This window comes from Myxococcales bacterium (assembly GCA_016699535.1).
Classification (GTDB): Bacteria; Myxococcota_A; Polyangia; order Polyangiales.
Genome location: CP064980.1, coordinates 1,523,550 through 1,541,439 on the forward strand (window position 1 = coordinate 1,523,550; position 17,890 = coordinate 1,541,439).

The following is a 17,890-nucleotide window of genomic DNA, read 5'->3' on the forward strand; positions in this document are numbered from 1 at the left end:
CCTTTTTTAGCTCGATTTAATGCCAAGTTTGGCAATGTTTATACTAATTTATTGCCAGTTCTGTCAGTCGCTGATCCATACTAAGCTACCTTTTTCTCCGATGCTAGGGGCGTGGATGCCGTGCCAGCCTTCAGGAAGTTCTGGCTTGGTTTCGTTAAAGACAACATGGGCATCCTTCGGTGCGAGATTGATACAGCCGTGTGAGTTGCGTAAACCAAAACGGTTATGCCAGAAGGCGCCATGAATCGCCACGGAGCCTTTAATATATTGCGTCCAAGGAACATCTTCAATGCTGTAGGAGTTGTCGAGGTCGGCTCCGATATTCGCCATGGTGTCTGCAACGCGTTTATCGCGCACATGAAACTCGCCTGTGGGCGTTTCAAAATCGGTAACGCCGGTTGAAATTAGCGTGGCGTAAATTGGTTTTTTCCCGTGGTACAGCACCAACGTTTGCTGATTTAGGGCGATATGGATCCATGTATCGGAATCTTTGACGCCTTTTGGTGGTTTCACTTTTTTGGCGACCGCAGCATACCAGTTTCGCAAATAAAGCTCGTCTCCAAGCTCGTGGTACACTTTACCGTTGATGTTTTTTAGACCTTTCCAGTCGAGTTTGGAAAGACGTGCGATGCCGTCATGGCTTTCATCTTTGATCAGCTTGATACTTCCATCTTTGCTTTCGTGTTTCTTTAGAGGCGATGCGCCTCGGATGGCCCATGCAATCGGCAAGCGATTCTCGTCGTTTATCCACTCGCCATGAAAGTCTGAGCCAGACCGTTCGGCTAAGTGAGCTTCTTTGATATAACGGCCACTGACGGTGCGAATGAAATTTCGTTTTGCACGTGTTTCGATGCCGGCTGCTGCCAGAAAAAAACCATGACGCAACAGGCGTCGGACGACCGAGGGCCGCTCGATTTCGTTTTTAAGTTCGCCATCCAAAAAACGTTGAGCGCGTTTTTCATCTTTTCCAAGCAGTTCAAGATAATGTTTTGAGTAAGCGAGGGCGGCGCGTTGCTCGTTGCGTGAAGGAAGCCGGTGGTATTCAGGCACACCCAAATCTTTAACCATGTAATAGCGGTAAGGAAGCGCGGCATCTTTGGCTGGTGGATTTGATGCGATATCGCTCGAAGGCGGGGTGTTTGAGACGCTGACTCCTTCGCCTAGGCATACCCAGCCCTGAGGATAAAGAGGATGCCAGCCGCTTTGGCAGGTTGCGCTGCCTTTTTTATCCTTGCCCAGACGAATCCGTGTGCCAATACGTAACCATCCGATGGTTTGTGCTTCCGGATCGGGTTTATCGCGTATGCTCAATTGAACACCGGTCACAAGACCGTGAAGCGGAAAGTGTTCGTTCAAAAAAAGTTGAAGCTTTTGTGCATCTGTGGGGCCATGAGGCGGCTGGTCGTGCTCAGTTTTGCCGCAAGCAAACAGCAAAAGAGCCATTGCAGCGGCAAATCGAAGTGATCGGACAGAAAAGCGAGACATGGCGATGCGTTGTACTACGAAGCTGCTGCTAAGAAAATGACTCGCTTCTCAGCTAAAATCGCTTTCAAAGCGTCGTAAAGGACTGGGAAGCGCCGGTGAGGGCCATTTCTCTAAACAGAAATGCTATCTTGGCTTTTGCTTTCATCAAAGAGCACGGGCTCTCCTGAAAAGTTTCGAGCGCTATGAATCATGATGGTAGTGGGTAGTTTATCGAGCATCTGGTTAATGTGCTTGAAGAAATTTTCAGCAGAGATGCTTTCCGGGGGCATGGGAATACCCATGATAGCAAGATCGGCATCGGCACTTTCGGCGTACATGATATCGGAGATGCTGCGACCTTGTTTGAGAATGACGCATGGGGTCGCTGAGACGCGGGCCGCTGCAATTATTTTTTGCAAAGCTTCTTCGGCTTCGCGTTTTGCAAGTGCATCATCAACGGCTGTCATGATGTTAATGGTAGTCCCATGCCATTCATGACCGTTGCTAAGCAAAAAGGCGATCAATAGCATGAGTCCTCCGTTGCCTTGCAGTCCGCCCCACCAGATGTGAATTTCTTTTTTCTTACTGCGTTCGCTTTTCCCGGTATCGTTTGTCTTTTCTTTGTGCCGGACAAGCAAAATAGATCGGTCGAGTCGTACCAAATCACGCAGCATCTTGAGATAGCCTTCGGCGCGATCGTCCTTGCTGAGCCAACCGAGCATCACCGTGTTGGCTTGAAAGCTGCCGATGCCGTAACTTTGCGCCACCGATACCACGCCGGGATAAATGTCATCGACGATATCGACGCGATAAAAAACATGAGGAAAACGCTCAGCGACTTCGCTGTCTTTTGTTTCTAACAGTTCGCGACGTTCTTCTGCTAAATCAAGCACTGGGCCTTTGAGTAAATGAAAGTAGCTCACAATGCCGCGTTCTTGAACGATGGCACTGCCAAGCTCTAGAAGATGAGGGCGTTTCTCGGGGCTGCCTCCCAGGATAAGTAGGTTAGGTCGCCAGTTTTGCGGATGAAAGGTAGCACGCCGCAAGCGGTAAAGCGCACTGCGAACCAAAGCAGACCAAATACCATGACGTGCATCGCCATAGGTGGTGCCCAAGGCACGTCGTTCAGCGACCACAAAAATCAATCCGCAGATGGCAAATGCTCCAAACATGGCTTGCATGTTGATCATGCTCATCACGTAAAAACAGCTGATGGCACCGGCGAGGCTAATCCACCATGGTACTCGAAAATCAGGCCTGAAGCTGGGCGAGGCAGCCCAACGCTCAAGCCCACAAGCCAGGTTGGTAAAACCGTAAGTCGCGAGGAAAAACATGGTTAAGATAGGCGCGATGGCATCAAGGTCGCCCAGTAAAATTCCAATCTCGGCAAGTACGAAGGTAAAAATAATACCGATGCGTGGCTCGTTGTTCGGTCAGTAACCTTTTTTAAATAGACCAGGGGCGAGTCCATCACCTGCAAGAGCTTGCAGTGTGCGTGGTGCTGTTAGAATGCTACCGACGGCGCTCGATATTGTTGCGCCCCAAACTCCGACAAAGATGAGCGATGGAAACATCGCAATACGCCAGATGATGTCTTTGTGTTCAATCATCTCGGCGTTGGATGCATTCATCGCCAAGAAAATTGGGAAGCTCATATAAATGACAAAACCAGTCCCGATCGCTAGCAATGTTCCAAGCGGTATGGAGCGTCTTGGGTTTTTTAGCTCGCCCGACATGCCGACGCCCGCCATGATGCCCGTGACGGCTGGGAAAAACACGGCGAACACTTCACTAAAAGATGCAGCAGTAGGATTCGTATTCACCCATTCGACGGTGGCTGAACTTTCGCTGACGGGCTTTCCTAAGAACAAAGAAACAATGGATAAGAGAATCATGCCCATGACGAAGTACTGAGTTTTGATAGCCAGATCGGCGCTTTTTAGTGAGACAAGCGTAAGAAGTACGCACACTGCCGTGCCCACACCTGTGGCCGGGAGCCAAGGAGGAAGCCACTGAGCAAGTGACTCAGTGAAGCCGACGATATAAAAGGAAACGCTTAGTGCTTGACCGAGAAAAAGCGGAATGCCGATCGCGGCACCAGCTGGAGCTCCCAAAGAGCGACTGATCATGAAATACGCACCGCCGGCACCCACCGTGCGATTGGTTGCGATGCTGGCTACTGAAAGTCCCGTGGCCAAAGAGATCAAATGGGAGACAAACACGATGACTAAGACACCCGTTAGTCCCACATTGCCTGTTACCCAGCCAAAGCGCAGGTACATGACCACGCCTAGAATGGTGAGGATGCTGGGCGTAAAGACGCCGCCAAAAGTTCCAAAGCGGCCGCGGCCACTGCCGCTCTCGCCCGGAGGATTCGAGTTTGGATGAACGTAGGAAACAGTAGCCTCGGTCATGGGCTCTAAAGCTTGGCATGCTAGTGCTCTGATTGGAAGTATTGAGCCGAGATCGCAAAGCGAAGGTGTGAGATGGCCGCTAATCTTGCAATTGCATTCGTAGCTGTTGTCGTTGTCCTGAACGCAGGGAATGGACATTTCGCTGGTTAATTAAGGTGAACCGTTCTCCTGCTCCTAAACGTTGGTGAAAAGAACTTGGGGATGAAGTCTCCATTGCTGGGGGGATCCAATGCCCTTGTAGCATGGGTTCATGTCCTAAATTGTAGGTCCTTTTTTGGGGAACGCTGGCAAACAACCGCTGGGATAATTCCAATGAATTGATTCCGTTACGCCAAGAGCACCTTTCCACAACCGCGTACTCATATAAATGGCATAAAAGTTGCTTCACTTTGAACAAGTACATCACGTGAATGATGTGACGGGAGTATACAATGTCCTTTGCCTTTCGCTGCATAGCCACTTTTCTATCTGCTTCTTTGATTGGCAACATGGCTGCATGTAGCGTCAGTCCGAAGGGCAGTGACGTTGGCACTGATGACGCTGCTTCTCTGGCAACCGAAGGTGAAGTCGCTCACATTATCACCGAAGCGCTTTGTGAAAAAGGCATATTTTGGCAACTCGACCGCTACGGGGACTGCGCGGAAACTGCGGTGCAAAAAAGCTGACTCATTTTTTAACAAAGCAGATCAAAGTGGTGAGTCGTTGAGCCTTGCTAATTTTTGGGATGAACAAGCGCGCCTTGATTTTCCCATTTGGCTTTTGGCTAACTTTAACACAGAGATTCGGCCCAGCTGGTATCGCCCAGAGTACATCATTAACCTTCCAGATCCCGAGCAGAGCATCCGAGATCTTGCGTTAGAGCACAGTCCTAGTGTTGAGAACTTGCTTTCCAAAGCACGTGAACTCATCAAAGGCTTTGAATCTGCGGATCTTGTTTTATCACTCACTGAAGCGTTGGATGATTCCGTAGTGGCACAGCCCAAAGACAACGTGCTTGCAAAACCTTCTGGACAATTCGGTCTGGAGCTTGCATGGGTTCCTTTGTTAGTTGTTGTGCTATTATTAGCGTATGCACTGTATCTGTGCCTTGAAGCGCTGGCACCGGTATTTCTGTCAGTGTGGGATTCCATTCTGCAAACAATCAATCAATCAGTTGAACCATCCGACCGCTGTGCTGCAACTCGAAGCTGGAGACATTGAAGTCGACGGAGAAACGATCACACTATCTTTGCCAGGCGGAAGAGAAATCTCTGTAAACAAAGATGACCCCGATGCTGCTCAAAAACTTGCGGCCGCCATTCGCCAGGCACTCGAAGAACTCACTCGACTCCTACAGCAAGCTATAGCCGATGGAAAATCAAGTTCAGAAATTAACGCCTTGGTTCAGGAATATACAAAATTTTTTGAAAACCTGCTTCACAGCCTTTGGGACTTCGACCTGCAGGAAGCGCTTGGCGACGATTTTTTGTGCGCTTTACAACCTCTGTTGTTAGAAATTTTTCCGCCAAACCCTCCTGAGGGAAGCGCCTATTTTGATTTCTTCGGCGTGCACGGCGATGAGGACAGCTCTCGCCCTAGTACGAGAAACAGCATTCATATAATTCGCAATAAAATCGTTGTACTAGCCGTTAATGTACAACGAGGATTCGTCACATGCCCTGAATGAGCCACCCTTGTCTGAAAGCGACGCTAAAGCAGTATTGTTGTCTTGAGCCCTAAGCGAGGGTCGTGTTAAAGGACAAGAGTGGATATTGTCGAAGCATTGGGCGGTCTATCGGGCGCAGTTTATCTTGCGGATAATCTTGAGATACTGAGCAAAATACCCGACGGGAGTATTGATTTAGTTTATATCGACCCGCCATTTAATACGGGACGTAAGCAACAACGTGAGGCGCTTGTCACGCGCCGGGACGATGCTGAAGGGGATCGTGTTGGCTTTGGCGGCAAGCGATACCGGACCGAGAAGGTCAGTTCAGGTTCATACAAAGATAGTTTCAATGACTATGCGGCATTTCTAAAACCTAGACTTCAAGAGGCCTATCGTGTGCTGAAGCCAACAGGCAGTCTTTATCTGCATCTTGATTATCGCGAAGCACACTACGCAAAAATTTGGCTTGATGAAATTTTTTCTCGTGCATGTTTCATTAACGAAATTATTTGGGCCTATGATTACGGTGGTCGACCAAAAAACAAGTGGCCTTCCAAGCACGATACAATACTTTTTTATGCCAAAGACACCGAGCGCTATTTCTTTGATAGTGAAGAAGTAGAGCGGATTCCTTACATGGCACCGGGGTTGGTTTCTAAAGAGAAGGCTGCTCGAGGTAAACTGCCGACGGACGTATGGTGGCATACGATCGTGAGTCCTACGGGCAAAGAGAAGTTAGGCTATCCGACGCAAAAGCCTATTGGTGTTCTCAAGCGGATTGTTGCGGCGAGTTGTCCGAAAGAGGGTGTGGTGTTGGATTTTTTTGCTGGCAGCGGCAGTACGGGCGCTGCTGCTTTGAGTTTGCGGCGACGGTTTATTCTCGTGGATATTTTACCGGAGGCTTTTAAATTAATGCAGCGTCGTTTTGGGGATCGTCAAGATCTTGCCTACTATCCAAAGCAAGACGCCTAGCGTATTTTCAACGAAGTTCACTAAATTCGCTATTTACCAATGTTATGTCCATAATGACACGCGGTTGAGGTCTGAACACACAGAGGGGGAGTGATGAAAGCTGCTTTGATCGGTAAAGTAGTCGTATCCGTTGTAGTTCTTGGTTTTGTTTTTTCATCGTCGGCTTTTGCTGACACTGAACCTCCGCTTTTACATGATGCACGGTCAGTTGGCATGGGCGGCAGTGGTGCTGCTTTTATCGATAGTCCTGCCGCGGCTTTTCATAACCCTGCAAATATCGATGGGACCAAACATTATTCATTGATGCTTTCTGCTACACCGGCTTTTGGGCAGTTGAGAGCTCCTTTTGACGGCAATCCCAACGACAACATCGCTCCGATTTCGGAGAAAAGTTCGGTGACTGTCGCTCCTATTTTCTTCCTTGGTGGAAGTTATCGAATTGACGATCGTCTAAGCTTGGGCCTGGCTGCATATACCCTGGGTGGGGTGGGTGGAAAATACAAAAACATTGATGCGCTCGGTGGCGTGGATTGGAATCTCGCTGTTGCGCTTGGTGAAATATCCCTTCCGATCTCTTTTAGGATTACGGATAAGCTTGTGCTGGGTGCAAGCTTTAGGCTTGGTTTTGCGATTCAACAATCGGACACTCCCGACCCCACTACCGGCACGCCGCTTAAACAAAACACCTTTGATTTTGGAGCACCCGGTGTTCAGTTTGGTTTTGTTTACAAGCCGATAAAAATCCTTCGCCTTGCCGCAACCTATCGCTCAAAAATGAAGTTCGAGCCTACGGGTGATTTACAAACCCCCGCAGGAAACGTGGATGTTAAAACGGAATGGTATAATCCGCATGCGCTTCGTTTTGGAACGGCTTTGTCGTTGCTCGATGAGAGATTGCTCTTAGCACTTGATGTTAAGCTTCAGTTTTATGGAGAGTCTCACAATATTATTCCCTCGACATACAATGGTGCGCCTGGACCCAGTCTTGTCTTGAACTGGAAAGACACCGTCACCTTCATGTTGGGTGGCGAGTACAAGCTAACGGATGCTTTTTCACTTCGGGCAGGCTACGCGCTTGGTACATCCGGTGTGAAGGAATCAACTGCCTCGCCGTTTTTGCCTACGCCTGGATTGCTCCAAGCGGTCACTCTTGGAGCGGGACTCGATCTTGATCCTTGGGAACTTGGTCTGGCTGCGGCCTACAACTTTGCTGGTTATGATGTGGGTCAAGCCACTGCCAACGGCGGCGCACCTGGGCACTATGGCGCTAAAAATGTGTTTGTGTCCTTGTCCGGGACATACCGCTATTAAGCAAAGCGAGTGGGTAGACAGTTGCTCGGCTTTTGCGTAGACCTAGATCATGTCTAGCGAAAATCTTCATGCGCCGCGTGAGCGGCTTCAAAAGAAAACTATTCTGATTCATCAAGCGATAAGCTCTCTCATTGAGGAACTTGAAGCGGTCGATTGGTACAATCAGCGTGCCGATGATTGCGATGATCCTGAACTAAAAGCCATCCTCATTCACAACATGAAAGAGGAGATTGAGCATGCCACCATGGCCTTGGAATGGTTGCGTCGTCATGATGAAACCTTTGACCATGAGCTCAAAGAGCGTCTGTTTAAGGATGGTCCAATTACGCATCATGATTAAGCTATAACCTGCGTGCTACCGATTATATCTATATCGAAGCTTACCAAGACCTATGCGTCGGGTTTGCAAGCTCTAAAAAGTGTTGATCTCGATATCAACAAGGGAGAGATCTTTGCGCTGCTTGGTCCAAACGGCGCAGGAAAAACCACCTTGATTAGTATTGTCTGCGGAATTGTTACCTCAAGCAGCGGTCGCGTGTTGGCGGATGGCCATGATATTGTGCGTGACTATCGGTTTGCTCGTTCTAAGATCGGACTGGTCCCTCAAGAACTTTCCACAGATATGTTTGAAACAGTGTGGGCAACGGTTTGTTTTAGTCGACAGCTTTTTGGCTGTCCGCCCAACTCAGCTCACATCGAGAAAGTACTAAAGGACTTATCGTTGTGGGAAAAGCGGCGCGACAAAATCATGACTCTGTCAGGTGGGATGAAGCGGCGTGTCTTGATTGCAAAAGCGTTGGCTCATGAGCCAAGTATCCTTTTTTTAGATGAACCAACCGCTGGGGTTGATGTCGAGCTTCGAAAGGATATGTGGAAGCTCGTGAGCGCTATGCGCGAGCGAGGAGTAACGATTATCCTAACAACACACTACATCGAAGAAGCGGAACAGCTCGCAGACAGAATAGGTGTGATCAATCATGGTGAGCTTATTCTTGTAGATAAAAAGAAGAGCTCATGAAAAAATTAGGCAAGAAACAGCTCACTGTAACACTGCAAGAAACAATGTTGGTCCTTCCAAAAGAGTTAAGCACGAATTTTAGTGCTCAATAAAGACGGAAGCGAGCTACAATACAATTTGACATTCATGCTGAACACACAGGCATTCCGGCTTTGTTAAAGATGCTTACTGATTTGGGCATTGGATACAGCGATCTTCATACGAGTGAAAGTTCTTTAGAAGATATTTTTGTGGGATTGATTACTCAAAAGGAGAAGGCTTCTTGAACAGGGTATTGGGGCTGAACTTCCATGGGGTTTGGGCAATCTACAGATTTGAAATCGCCCGAGCTTTGCGCACGGTTGCCCAAAGTTTTATCACGCCCGTAATCACGACAAGTCTTTATTTTGTCGTGTTTGGATCAGCTATCGGTTCGCGTATGGCTGAAGTCGACGGAGTCCCTTATGGCGCCTTCATAGTGCCCGGGCTTGTTATGCTTTCATTGTTTACGGAAAGTATTTCCAATGCATCTTTTGGGATCTATTTTCCAAAATTTACAGGGACGATTTATGAACTTCTTTCCGCACCCGTTTCTTATTTTGAGATCGTATTAGCGTATGTTGGAGCAGCGGCGACCAAGTCTGTGGTGTTGGGCTTCATTATTTTGGCCACGGCTTCGATGTTTGTATCTATCCAGATTGCTCATCCCCTATGGATGATTGGGTCTTTGCTGCTTACGGCAATTACCTTTAGCTTGTTTGGTTTTATTATAGGTGTATGGGCCAATAGTTTTGAGCAGCTGCAGTTCGTGCCGATGCTTATCGTCACGCCGCTCACCTTTTTGGGTGGAGCGTTTTATTCCATTGATATGTTGCCCCCAGCATGGCGAACAGTAACGCTGTTTAATCCTGTAGTTTACCTTATAAGTGGTTTTCGTTGGAGCTTTTATGAAAGCTCAGACGTGGAAGTCGGGATTAGCCTATTCATGACCCTTGCGTTCTGCCTTGCCTGCATGTGTGTTGTGGCTTGGATTTTTAAGACTGGGTATCGGCTGAAAAGCTAACTTTTATCTTCGGCATTTGGACTTGGGCGACTACTTATAAAGCCAGCAATGGATCGTGCTCGATCACCCAAAGGAGGCGGTATATACGGGTCTACCAACACTTCAATCAAGGTTGGCCCAGGATAAGCCAAAGCAGCACGCATCACGTCTTGGATTTGTCCTGCTCGATCAACCATGTATGATCGGAGGCCCATGGCTTCGGCCATTTTGGCAATGGGTAGCGGACGTTTGTTTTTGACAGAAGAAAGGCCCAGCCCTTTGCCGACAAGACGACTTCCGTGCCAAGTAATGCCGTGCATCTGGTTGTTTTCTACAATCCAGATGACGGGGATGTTTTCCTCGGCGGCTGTAATAATCTCCATACCGTTCATCATGAAACAAGCATCACCAATAATCGCCACGATAGGGCGATCTGGCACTGCTAAAGCCGCACCAATAGGCGCAACGGTACCATGTCCCATCGAACCAAAACCCAGGTTGATGATAAAACGTTGATCGTCTTTGATGCAGAGGTTGTGAACATTGAAGAGCATGTGTCCCCCAATGTCAGAAAAAATAATAGTGTCGTTGGGGAGTACTTCTTCCAGATCACAGCGCCAGCGTTGAGGCGTGACCGGGAATTGCTCAGAAATGCGCAGGCCAGGCTCGATATAGCGTTGGTGTCCACGGACTAGCGGCTCTTCTTTTTCCCAGACCGAAGCCGGAGTGACGCCGTCTCGAATGAGTCGGTGCACGTGATAAACCAATTCAGTTAGAATCGTTTGAGCGTCGCCTACAAGGGGCACATCGACTGGGAAGTTTCGTCCAATGCGCCCTGGATCGATATCAAGTTGGATGAGCGATTTTGCTGGCAAAAATTGGGATGCCAGTTCAGGGTGGTTGTTTCGTTTAACGAGGCGCCAATCGTAAACAGCACATCGACTTTCTTACCCAAGATAACTTCACGCGCATCCGCGTGTCCTGCAAAACCAAGCACCCCTAGTGACAGGGGGTGTGCCTCAGAAAACAAACCTTTTGCTCTTGGGCTCGTAGCAACCCGCGCTGGGAGTAGTTCAGCGAGAACACGGAGGTGCTCTTCAGCGCCAGCAATGCCTACGCCGGAGCCGGCTAGAAAAATCGGGTTGCTGGCAGCAAGCAACGCTTTTGCGGCCTCTGCAACTGCGTTGCGGTCAAATAGACGTGTGTCAGGCCTGTAGCTATGTGGCTCGAACCAATCTTCTTCAAGGGGGTGTGACCAAAAATCCACAGGAATATTGAGATGAACAGGTCCAGGGCGTCCGGAAAAGGCTTCACGCAACGCGCGGCGCAAATGATGCGGAACGCTTTCTGGCGATGAAACCATCGTCGAGTATTTGGTGACTGGTGAAAACATTTGCACCACGTCAATGTCCTCGCGATTGGTTTCCTGGGCTGCGCCTTTGCCGAGCGCAGAGCTTGCTGCTTGGCCAGTCACGACCATCATCGGTACGCCATCGGCGTATGCCACGGACACTCCTGTAAGAAGATTGGTTGCTCCTGGCCCTGAGGTTCCTGCGCACACAGCGAGTTTCCGAGTGGTACGTGCATAGCCGTCTGCCATGAATGCGGAGCCCTCTTCATGACGGCTTACGACAAGACGCATATCCTTGTGATTTTCAACAGCCTCAAAAAACGGATGAAGCAATCCTCCGGGTATGCCGAAGACAACATGTGCGCCTTCCGCAATGAGGTACTTCAAAAAGACGTCGACTACCTTTTGAGCTTGATGCAGGGTCTCGTCTTGCATAATCGTGCTTTCGTTATTTAGTGTTCGTGTGAATAAGTTTTGAGTCAGTTGGCTTGTCTTCGTTTCCGCGAGCTGCGTTATTTTTCCTCAAAATATCCTCAATATTCTTCGTCAAAATGCCTTGCTCACAAAAACGAATCCGGCGCCCATTGGCTCAAACCCTATTCACGCGAACACTAGGGTGATGAATGCCTTATATTTACGACATTTGGCACTATTTCGACAACGTCTTTTGCCTCTGGCGTGTCACTTAAGCGAAGCTCTGGTAATTTCAAAGGAAAATGAGCCCAAAAGGTTGTTCCTTCACCCTCTTTGGACATCACATCAAGTTTACCTCCCAGTTGCGACAATAATTTGACGACGACTGAAAGACCTACCCCAAAACTGTTTTTGGCACGCTCGTTTTTATCAGAGCCGCCAGGTTCAAAAATCTGCTCAATTTTGTTCTCGGGAATTCCCCGTCCTGTATCAGATACTTTAATCGTAAGGAATTGGGGATTACCAGCAACCTCGATCACAATACTGCCGTTGTTCGTGTACTTAGCCGCATTGGTTAGCAGATTGTCTAGCACGCGATCTAGAAGGAGGGGATCTGTTATAATTGATTCAGGAGCTTCACGCGTACGCATAACGCTAACGCGAATATCTTTTCCATGGACAAGCGCTCGCATGCGACGTTGAAGTCGATCCGCTAGCGGTGCGACATCAAGTCGTTCAGGAGTAAGCTGTACCATCGCTGTCTCAGATGAAGCGGCGCCCATCAGCTCTTTTAGCATCTGCTCCATTTTGCCGGTGGCATCGACCATGTCATCAAGGACTTCTTTGCCCTCAGGAATATCGGCGGCGTAATCTTTGAGGTACTCGGCGTTGGATTTAAGGACTGCTAGCGGGTTGCGAAGGTCGTGCGAAAAACCACGCAAACTTGTAACGCGTTCTTCGCGTAGTTTCTGAATACGATTTACCACACCTTGCATGGTTTGCGTTCGTTCTTGAATCTGCTCCTCAAGCATTTGCGTCCATTGCCGCTGCCGCCTGCTGTATTCAATCAGTTCGCTACGTGCATCTGCTTCGTCTGAGGCAAGTTGTTGGAGGGCCGTTTGTATATCGGCTCCCACTCGAAGATTAGCCTTACTTGCTATAGAAGTTTCCAAAAGCAATCCGATGGACACTCCCAGCATTGTTAGGGCCGCCCACGCCACCAACGTGATCGGAATAATTTTCGCCAGCCCAAAAGCAATCGCAATGCCAAGGGCTAGTCCAATCACTGGGTAGCGAAGGTGGTTTTTACTGAGCCATCGGATTTCCCCTTGTACCGTGCGCGTCCCAGCGCTGTAGTTCTTATTGGAAGTAAGTTGGGCAGGAGGAAGACCCCAAAGGGTTGTCATATAAGCCAATTGAGTTTGGCGAGAGAGATGCATCAATTCACTTTCTGAATTGGTGGTTGTGTATTCGTATGTAATGCTGTTTCGAGTTTCGTGCACTACACGTGCTTTAATGGTCGAACACACCAAATGCGAATTGCAACCCTAATATTGACTTTGCCAGCAGATTCTTCTGGGTTTGCTATCGTCTTTTCTGTGCTTTCCGCCATATGTTTCAAGCTAACCGATCATAAGACCATGTGTTTAGTAGGTTACGTTGCTTGGGTACAGTTGGTCAATCGGCGTTTCTTGAACGAGGCGATTGTTGGAGTTCCTTACCTTCGTACTGGATCAAAGTGTCAGGAAACCGTTGAAGCAACGGCGAAGCTTTTTGAGCTCCCTCGTGTGCATGCGCGGCAAACACATATTGAGCTGTTGTCGTGCAAAAAACGGGAATGTCCTTAACCTGAAACCCAAGATCTAGGAGAGCGGCTGATGTGGGTAATGCAATATTGGGCGACAGTCCTTTTGTTTTTCCTAAGATGTGCCATAGCAATTCGAAGGTTCGCCAGTATGTAAGTCTATTTCTCTTACCAAGTTGTTCAGCAGCAAGCCGTAAAGCGTCTATGCGTTCATCAGTTTCCCGAAGTGGAACCCCAAAACCAGCCAAATGTTTTTTTGTTTTGATGAGTTTATAGATTTTTTCTTCAACCTGGTTGTCTGAAGTGTGCTGCGCTACACAATTGACTTCCTTTAGCAGCTGAGCGGCTTCTCCAAGCACGTGAAACCCAATTCGTGCTTCACCAAGGCAAAGGTTCGCAGTAGCCAGTCCAGCGAAAAAGCATCCGTAGGAAGCAAGAATTCGTGCAGCTTTAAGGGGCCAAATTCGGGGATCGGGCGGAGCAGTAATCATCGCAAGGGCATTTAGGAATTTTTTTTCCTCTTCTGTGAGGGTGTTTTTGCCAGTGGACAGGGCGATAATTTCGACAAGATCCTTTTCCCAAATCAAGTGCTCGAATAAAGGTTGCCCAAAAAAATAGTATTCGCCTTTGACGAGGTCGGAATAAGCAACGGATGTTGTCATCTCAGTGTTCGTCATCGGCTTCCCTTTTTGTATATACAAAGTTTGGAAGATTAAACGGGTAGTTCGTTAGACTACCAGTCTCATGGGCAAAGGCTTCGGAACAGACGCCTGAGAGTTTACTAAGAACGCATAGGGTTTCAATTTGCCACATTTCTTTTAGTCCAAGATCAAGCAGAACGCAAAGCGCTGCAGAATCTGCCTTCAAATGAGGTAGGTATGGGGGGATGTTAAAGTTGAGTTTGTCGACCGCTTCAATTAAATTGGCCGTCACGTTTTTTTCTTCGTTTTGAGCCAAGTATTGTTTAGGCAAAGGTTCCTTTTGGAACTTGTGCCACTCAATAAGAGGGACGTGTTCTGTTACAAAAAAGTGCGCTTGTTCAGTTAGGCCCAGTGCGCCGATGGCAATGACGCTTGGATCCCTGGTTCCACTCAGCCTAGCTAGCATTGCTGCGTGAACCGGAGCCTCACCGATGTGTGATGGAGTTAAAAACTGAAGTGTTTTTTCGAATACTTTGCTTTCGGTTGGACTTGGAAACCGAGCAGTTAGTGTAAAGTAAACTTGTTCAACGAAGGTGTAGAAAGTTACTAGATCACTGTAGATAGAAATTCCATGAATCGCTGGGTTCGGCCCTGGTTTTGAAACTAATGCTTTGAGTTTTGATGGAAAGGAGATGCGAGCAATAGGATCATCGCTGGCTGCACTGGCGTCTACCGTGTCCGATTGTTCCTTCTTGGCCATAAATTCCTATAGCTTTTTCATACCGAACCAAGTTTCTTCTTAAGTACTTCAGCCTCGCCATTAAGAATCTTCTCTGCTTCGCCGTGGATGAGTCGTTCACCAATGGGAGCAAGAGGTTTGAGTAAGAAAGGTAAGTTTAGTTTTAGTTCCCCTTCAGCAATACGCTCGGTTTTTCCATTTCCGAGGTCGTTCAACGAAATCGTGCCACGGTTGATGAGATATTTTTTTACCGTGTTGCTGGTGGGGATATTTTCGAACTGTAGCTGGAAGTTTTGCTTGTTCCAAGTGGAATGTTCCACAAAAGGCAAACCAATGGGGCGGCACCTTTTTGCCACCGACAGATTTGATAACGGGTTTTGGCAAGTAACGGATCGCGCGTTTTATGTTTTGCTCGTCTTCTTGGATGTCTTGGACATCTGCTTCAAGCAAGGTGTCGTGGTGATCGACCAAAAATTGGATAAAACTTGGCTCAAACATGGCCTCGGCGACCCTTTGCCTGGGAGCCTCAAAAATGTGTCTAAAATGAAAGTGCACACCAGGAACCTAGCATAAAATCGGCCAAACCAGTATGGTCCTTGTCATGCAAAAATTCACAAGTGTTTTGGTAGGGTTAATGTTTTGGGCCTGCGCAACCGTGGCGCCGACGGCAGTCGACCAAAGTGTACAAAAGGGTGACGTGCAATCGGCCATACTGGCTTACGAGAGGCATCGCACTGTCCATGGTCCGGATACGAAGGAATTGGCCAAAGTTGCAGGGTTGGTGCTCGAAAGTGAAACTTTGGTTGGCGGCGCCAGAAGAAACGATGCGCTCCAACAACTCGCTTTGGCTGGCATTGCTGCAAAACCAGTTCTTGAGCGCTTGGTATCAAGGCAAGAGCCTAGAGTGGCTCCAGCCCGTGCTTCAGCGCTTGAACTCTTATCTCAGCTTGGGGATGCCGAAGCGCAAAACCAACTGCGTTCGATGAAAGTCAGTAAGGATGAAGAAGTAAATGCTGCACGAGTCGGGGCGCTTGATCCGGATGCCGACGTCAATAATCTTCTTGAAGCTTTGAAAAGTCCTCAAGGTTTGGTGCGTCAAGCCGTCGTCAATAGGCTCGCACACTCGAAACCCCAGCCCAATATCTACGCGGCCGTGCTTGATACGGCGAGGCGAGATCCCTTGGGGGCCGTTCGCGTCGATGCCATGGCGGCACTTTTGCCCTACGGCCTGAGAGCTGAGCCTGCGATTGTTACCGGTCTAAAAGATCCGCATCTCCCGGTGCGCTTAGTTGCGATGGACATCGCCGCCAAGAGCAAAGAGCCGAAGCTTCTTTCGTTGCTTGTGCCCTATCTGGAAAACCCGCCTGATCAAGAAAGCATTGAAGCTGCCCGGCAGCTTGCTTTGAACGCTGAACAAAAGTTAGCAAAGAAAGCACGGGCTTTTATCTTTGCTGCGCTCGCTTCGGAAGACAGTATGGTGCGGCATCAAAGCATTGTGGCGTTGCAAACTTTAAAGCTTAACGACAAAGAGCTTGCCGTTATTTGGGATAAGGTTGCGAGTGAAAGCGAAGCCGATATTAAGGTCGCTCTTTGCGATACCTTATTGAGCACTTCTTCCTATAGCGAAAAACTTGTTCCAATGCTCGAAGAGTTGAGTCAGGCCGAGAGCCTTGCTGCTGTTCATGCAACGCTTGCGCTTTCTAAGATTGGGAAAAGCGAGTTTGCTGCTAAGCGTCTTATGGAACTTGTCGATAGGGGACCCATTGCTGCGCGAGCTAATGCGGCTCGGGCCTTGGCACGTGATTTAGGTAAACCTGACGAAGCACGTGTGGCTCTGAAAGCTGCACATCCTCGGGTTCGCATTGAAGCGGCAGGGGGCATCTTAGTTGCAGCGCAGCCGGAGGCCATTTGAGTCTTGGCAAACATGACAGAAGCGGCGTTTTTTTCGCGAAAACCAGACAGCTTTGTCTTCTTTTGTGCCTATTTAATGCCAGTTTTTGGGCCACCGCCTGCGGTTCAAACGAGCAGCAGGAAGCCAGAGAGTTTTTGGCGAGGTATAATGCCATCGATATTGCCGCGCCCACAGCTGAGCGTCGCGAGCAAGTCGCAGCATTGCGGGCACTCGAACTCACTCAAAAAAACGTGCAAGCTGCTGCGAGCATCTGCCTTGAAGCGCATAGCGCACTTTTAATCTCTGAAGAAGAACAAGAACAGGCCAACCATGCGCTACAAGCCGCAAGCTCGCAGGGCAGCGCAAAAGATTTTACTTCCGAACGTGCAGCACGGCTACATGATATGATTCAACGTTCCAACGAAAATGTTGTTCGAGCTCGGAAACTTTTTCCAAAATGTGAACGTGCTGTGCGAAAACTTGCTCTGAGTTTTGCCAAAAAGGGCGGTTAGGTTTAGTTAATCAGCGTATGCGTTTTACTACTTCTCTTGTTCTCTTAGTGTTTTGTTCGATGGCGTTACTTGGCTGTAAACGAAGCAATGACACTTCGAAAGAACAGAAACACTCAGATAGCAAACAAGGTAGCGACGATGGCCAAGTGCTGGAGCCGCCCTTTGACGTGAAGGGTGAGGCCGAAGGCTTGCTCATGGTGTGGTTCGATCACGAAGGCCCCCACGTCGCTGAGAAGCGCTCGCAAATTCCGCAGACTGCACGCGCTCGCGTAAGAGTCGATTCCGATGCACTTTCGCCCAAAGAGCGCCTCGATCCTGAATGGGTCTATGTGGCGGACATGCGCAAAGCCAAGAAGGGTGGATCTTATCCATCTGGAAAGTCTCGCGTGAGAATTTTGAAAAATGGATTGATTTAGCTCAAGCGCACAAGCTCGCGGAGCACGATGTGATTTTATATCGAACGTCATGGTGCGGTGTATGCAAGCAAGCTGCTGCTTTCTTTAAAAAGCAAGGAATTGCTTTCGTCGAGAAAGATATCGAAAAAGAAGCGGGTGCGGCATCGGAAATGCGCAGCAAGTGTGAACGCGCCAAGCTTCAATGCAGTGGAGTTCCCGTGATTGATGTCGATGGCAGGTTGATTGAAGGGTTCAATCAATCGGCCATAAAAGAACTGCTCTAGTGTTCGTTTAA

Annotated in this window: 20 protein-coding genes and 1 pseudogene; 12 read left to right on the forward strand and 9 right to left on the reverse strand. The window is 48.6% G+C overall.

Features of this window, described 5'->3' with window-relative positions; translation table 11 throughout:
- Positions 1-63: 63 nt before the first annotated feature.
- From IPJ88_07245 to IPJ88_07255, 3 genes are all read right to left on the reverse strand, one after another.
- On the reverse strand, positions 64-1,485 hold the full coding sequence (locus IPJ88_07245) for a L,D-transpeptidase (GenBank protein QQR91509.1): 1,422 nt from the start codon (positions 1,483-1,485) through the stop codon (positions 64-66).
- A gap of 110 nt (positions 1,486-1,595) precedes the next feature.
- Entirely contained in the window at positions 1,596-2,879 is a 1,284-nt protein-coding gene (locus IPJ88_07250) for a hypothetical protein (protein QQR91986.1), read from the reverse strand.
- Positions 2,880-2,897: 18 nt separating this feature from the next.
- Positions 2,898-3,878, reverse strand: coding sequence for a hypothetical protein (locus tag IPJ88_07255; GenBank protein QQR91510.1), 981 nt, complete (start codon positions 3,876-3,878; stop codon positions 2,898-2,900).
- Positions 3,879-4,309: 431 nt separating this feature from the next.
- Between IPJ88_07255 and IPJ88_07260 the strand changes: the two genes are divergently transcribed.
- The 8 genes and pseudogenes from IPJ88_07260 to IPJ88_07295 all read left to right on the forward strand — a co-directional run bounded on the left by IPJ88_07260 (position 4,310) and on the right by IPJ88_07295 (position 9,869).
- Positions 4,310-4,543 (forward strand): hypothetical protein, encoded by a 234-nt coding sequence (locus IPJ88_07260; protein ID QQR91511.1) that lies wholly within the window; start codon positions 4,310-4,312, stop codon positions 4,541-4,543.
- Positions 4,544-4,580: 37 nt separating this feature from the next.
- The gene (locus tag IPJ88_07265) at positions 4,581-5,078 is read left to right on the forward strand and encodes a hypothetical protein (GenBank protein QQR91512.1); all 498 of its coding nucleotides are present in this window, start codon (positions 4,581-4,583) and stop codon (positions 5,076-5,078) included.
- Entirely contained in the window at positions 5,032-5,544 is a 513-nt protein-coding gene (locus IPJ88_07270) for a DUF4230 domain-containing protein (GenBank protein QQR91513.1), read from the forward strand. The genes IPJ88_07265 and IPJ88_07270 overlap by 47 nt, the downstream gene beginning before the upstream one ends.
- A gap of 78 nt (positions 5,545-5,622) precedes the next feature.
- Positions 5,623-6,498, forward strand: a complete 876-nt coding sequence (locus tag IPJ88_07275) for a site-specific DNA-methyltransferase (protein ID QQR91514.1) — start codon at positions 5,623-5,625, stop codon at positions 6,496-6,498.
- Between the two features lie 93 nt (positions 6,499-6,591).
- The gene (locus IPJ88_07280) at positions 6,592-7,809 is read left to right on the forward strand and encodes an outer membrane protein transport protein (GenBank protein QQR91515.1); all 1,218 of its coding nucleotides are present in this window, start codon (positions 6,592-6,594) and stop codon (positions 7,807-7,809) included.
- A 49-nt stretch (positions 7,810-7,858) separates the two neighbouring features.
- Positions 7,859-8,149: a ferritin gene (locus IPJ88_07285; GenBank protein ID QQR91516.1), complete on the forward strand. Its 291-nt coding sequence runs from the start codon at positions 7,859-7,861 to the stop codon at positions 8,147-8,149.
- Positions 8,150-8,161: 12 nt separating this feature from the next.
- Positions 8,162-9,093: pseudogene (locus tag IPJ88_07290) on the forward strand (ABC transporter ATP-binding protein).
- A 14-nt stretch (positions 9,094-9,107) separates the two neighbouring features.
- Complete coding sequence (locus IPJ88_07295; GenBank protein ID QQR91987.1) at positions 9,108-9,869, forward strand: ABC transporter permease; 762 nt, start codon at positions 9,108-9,110, stop codon at positions 9,867-9,869.
- On the opposite strand, the gene IPJ88_07300 is transcribed toward IPJ88_07295, so the two are convergent.
- The 6 genes from IPJ88_07300 to IPJ88_07325 all read right to left on the reverse strand — a co-directional run bounded on the left by IPJ88_07300 (position 9,866) and on the right by IPJ88_07325 (position 15,117).
- Positions 9,866-10,723, reverse strand: a complete 858-nt coding sequence (locus IPJ88_07300; GenBank protein ID QQR91517.1) for a thiamine pyrophosphate-binding protein — start codon at positions 10,721-10,723, stop codon at positions 9,866-9,868. The two genes, IPJ88_07295 and IPJ88_07300, sit on opposite strands and share 4 nt — an antisense overlap.
- A complete protein-coding gene (locus tag IPJ88_07305; protein QQR91518.1) occupies positions 10,642-11,634 on the reverse strand; it encodes a thiamine pyrophosphate-binding protein in 993 nt (330 codons plus the stop codon). The genes IPJ88_07300 and IPJ88_07305 overlap by 82 nt, the downstream gene beginning before the upstream one ends.
- Positions 11,635-11,810: 176 nt before the next feature.
- Positions 11,811-13,019 (reverse strand): HAMP domain-containing histidine kinase, encoded by a 1,209-nt coding sequence (locus IPJ88_07310; GenBank protein QQR91519.1) that lies wholly within the window; start codon positions 13,017-13,019, stop codon positions 11,811-11,813.
- Between the two features lie 271 nt (positions 13,020-13,290).
- Positions 13,291-14,094, reverse strand: a complete 804-nt coding sequence (locus IPJ88_07315) for a hypothetical protein (protein ID QQR91520.1) — start codon at positions 14,092-14,094, stop codon at positions 13,291-13,293.
- Positions 14,081-14,818 carry a hypothetical protein gene (locus tag IPJ88_07320; GenBank protein QQR91521.1) on the reverse strand — a complete coding sequence of 246 codons (738 nt, stop codon included), beginning with the start codon at positions 14,816-14,818 and terminating at the stop codon, positions 14,081-14,083. Before IPJ88_07320 ends, IPJ88_07315 begins: the two co-directional genes overlap by 14 nt.
- 17 nt (positions 14,819-14,835) lie before the next feature.
- Positions 14,836-15,117, reverse strand: a complete 282-nt coding sequence (locus tag IPJ88_07325) for a hypothetical protein (GenBank protein ID QQR91522.1) — start codon at positions 15,115-15,117, stop codon at positions 14,836-14,838.
- Between the two features lie 281 nt (positions 15,118-15,398).
- Here IPJ88_07325 and IPJ88_07330 point away from each other — a divergent pair, with 281 nt between their 5' ends.
- From IPJ88_07330 to IPJ88_07345, 4 genes are all read left to right on the forward strand, one after another.
- A complete protein-coding gene (locus IPJ88_07330; GenBank protein QQR91523.1) occupies positions 15,399-16,709 on the forward strand; it encodes a hypothetical protein in 1,311 nt (436 codons plus the stop codon).
- Between the two features lie 134 nt (positions 16,710-16,843).
- Entirely contained in the window at positions 16,844-17,200 is a 357-nt protein-coding gene (locus IPJ88_07335) for a hypothetical protein (protein QQR91524.1), read from the forward strand.
- 17 nt (positions 17,201-17,217) lie between these two features.
- Positions 17,218-17,616, forward strand: a complete 399-nt coding sequence (locus IPJ88_07340) for a hypothetical protein (GenBank protein QQR91525.1) — start codon at positions 17,218-17,220, stop codon at positions 17,614-17,616.
- A gap of 29 nt (positions 17,617-17,645) precedes the next feature.
- Complete coding sequence (locus IPJ88_07345) at positions 17,646-17,879, forward strand: glutaredoxin family protein (protein QQR91526.1); 234 nt, start codon at positions 17,646-17,648, stop codon at positions 17,877-17,879.
- The last annotated feature ends 11 nt before the right edge of the window (positions 17,880-17,890 follow it).

Coding starts and splice junctions, on each gene's coding strand:
- IPJ88_07245 (QQR91509.1), bottom strand. CDS start 1,485: ATGTCTCGCTTTTCTGTCCGATCACTTCGATTTGCCGCTGCAATGGCT.
- IPJ88_07255 (QQR91510.1), bottom strand. CDS start 3,878: ATGACCGAGGCTACTGTTTCCTACGTTCATCCAAACTCGAATCCTCCG.
- IPJ88_07260 (QQR91511.1), top strand. CDS start 4,310: ATGTCCTTTGCCTTTCGCTGCATAGCCACTTTTCTATCTGCTTCTTTG.
- IPJ88_07280 (QQR91515.1), top strand. CDS start 6,592: ATGAAAGCTGCTTTGATCGGTAAAGTAGTCGTATCCGTTGTAGTTCTT.
- IPJ88_07285 (QQR91516.1), top strand. CDS start 7,859: ATGTCTAGCGAAAATCTTCATGCGCCGCGTGAGCGGCTTCAAAAGAAA.
- IPJ88_07305 (QQR91518.1), bottom strand. CDS start 11,634: ATGCAAGACGAGACCCTGCATCAAGCTCAAAAGGTAGTCGACGTCTTT.
- IPJ88_07310 (QQR91519.1), bottom strand. CDS start 13,019: ATGACAACCCTTTGGGGTCTTCCTCCTGCCCAACTTACTTCCAATAAG.
- IPJ88_07315 (QQR91520.1), bottom strand. CDS start 14,094: ATGACGAACACTGAGATGACAACATCCGTTGCTTATTCCGACCTCGTC.
- IPJ88_07320 (QQR91521.1), bottom strand. CDS start 14,818: ATGGCCAAGAAGGAACAATCGGACACGGTAGACGCCAGTGCAGCCAGC.
- IPJ88_07330 (QQR91523.1), top strand. CDS start 15,399: ATGCAAAAATTCACAAGTGTTTTGGTAGGGTTAATGTTTTGGGCCTGC.
- IPJ88_07340 (QQR91525.1), top strand. CDS start 17,218: ATGCGTTTTACTACTTCTCTTGTTCTCTTAGTGTTTTGTTCGATGGCG.